At 55.3% G+C, this 1,790-nt stretch carries 2 protein-coding genes; both read right to left on the bottom strand.

The features are described 5' to 3' along the window. Window positions 1-95 precede the first annotated feature (95 nt). Window positions 96-521, bottom strand: a complete 426-nt coding sequence (locus ACOCD2_RS18500) for a hypothetical protein (RefSeq protein WP_293649426.1) — start codon at window positions 519-521, stop codon at window positions 96-98. 3 nt (window positions 522-524) lie between these two features. Continuing rightward, window positions 525-1,790: type I restriction-modification enzyme R subunit C-terminal domain-containing protein (locus ACOCD2_RS18505; protein ID WP_293675045.1), on the bottom strand; the 1,266-nt coding region annotated here is incomplete at its 5' end.

The following is a 1,790-nucleotide window of genomic DNA, read 5'->3' on the forward strand; positions in this document are numbered from 1 at the left end:
TTTGTCCAAGGTAATTTCAACGGCCACTCTCACAAGATTATTTCTCATTTTCTCTCGAATGAAATTATAGACAAATACTGTAATTATTAGTTCCATTAAGAACGCAACACTACACTAGTATCGTCGAATTTGGTCGCTGTAACCTCGCGCTCTTCCACGTAGTCGTTGCTGCGCAGAAAGTCCCTTACCTTGCCATCCGAATGGAGGCAGGTAGCCAAAAAGATCAGCAGTTTTGACCAGGACTTGTCGAAGTAGAAACACTCAAGGTTCAGTGATCGACCGGCCCTCCGCTCCTGGCTGAGATAGCGGCTAAAGCGTTCGGAAAAGTTCTCGTTTTGACCCGAAGAGAAACAGAACACCCGCAATTCGTCGAAATCATTCCCAGCCAACTTGGTGTCGAAGATGGATTGCAGGATGCAGGACTTGCCAGAGCCGTTCTCTCCTATCAGGGTGGCGACCTTGTCGACGCTGAGGATCTGCCCCGCGTTGTGAAGTGGGTTGGGTGCTAGTGTCAGGTTCATGATCTAGGCGCTGTGGTAGAGCTGGTATTGTAATTGACGGAAGGCGGCCAGCACATTGGCTGGGCTGCCACCAAAGGCTTGGGAGGCGTCACGGGTGGTGCCAAGTCCCGACATTTTGATCAGCCCAGGCATACGGTCGCGGGCAAGTTCTGCGACGCCGGTCTCCTCATAGCGGTTCAAGACGAAATGGAGAAAATCGCGGGCCGGTTGCTGTTCGAACTGGTCGAAGAAGGCGCTGTCGGCACGGGTGGCCTCTGCCCTCGCCCGGCGGGTCTCCATGGGCTGCTCGAAGGCGAGAAAGGCCAGCAGATCAAACAAGTCGCTTTGCTCGGCGGCGAACATGCGCCGCAGGGTGGCAAGTTGTTCGGCATCGAAACCTGTTTGGGCGAGCTTTTGCAGCAAGGCCTCACGCTGATCCGGGTCAGACCAGGTTTGGCGCAGTTCTTCGGCGGAAGAGAACAGGCCCGGTAGATTGACCATCAGGCGTTCGACGAACTGTTGGGCGGAAAGCGGACGCCCGTTTTCATCGATGTAGCGGATCTCTACGTCGATGACCTTGAATTCCCGGGCGGCACTGAGACGTACCGTCAGCTTCTCGGGTGGAGCATCTTCGTCTGCCCCGGTATGACCTGGCGGTTGGTCTGCGTCGTCTCCCGGCTCACCCCCATAGGGAGGTGGTGGAGGTTCATTCACATCCACAACCGGCGGCGTGTCGACTGCTACCGGGTCACCATCCCAGTCCTCATCGTAAAAACGATTAGTGGCCCCGCGAAAATCGACGATGGTGAAATAGTCCTTTCCCTCGAAGATGCGGGTGCCGCGCCCGACGATCTGCTTGAACTCGACCATGGAGCCGATGGCACGATCCAGCACGATGTTGCGCACGTTGCGGGCATCGACCCCGGTGGTGAGCATCTGGGATGAGGTGAGAATGGTCGGAATATCCCGGTCATTGTTCTGAAAGCGTTCCAGCAGATCACGCCCCGGCTTGCCTTCATCACTGGTAACACGAACACAGTAGTGGGGATCGGCAACGGTTTTGTGTTTATTGATCATGTCCCGCATGGTCAGGGCATGGTTCTGGTTGATACAGAAGACGATGGTCTTCTCCAGCGGATTGATATTCTGCAGGATGGCCTGGGCCACCAGTTCGGTACGCTGATCGGCAACGATCTTGTTGTCGAAGTCGTTGGTGTCGTAGACATCCTGGGTGGACTCGCCCTTGATGATCTCATCATCGGTGGTCAACACCAGTTCATCCAGGTTAGT

This window comes from Thiolapillus sp. (genome assembly GCF_048562965.1).
Classification (GTDB): domain Bacteria; phylum Pseudomonadota; class Gammaproteobacteria; order Chromatiales; family Chromatiaceae; genus Thiolapillus; species Thiolapillus brandeum_A.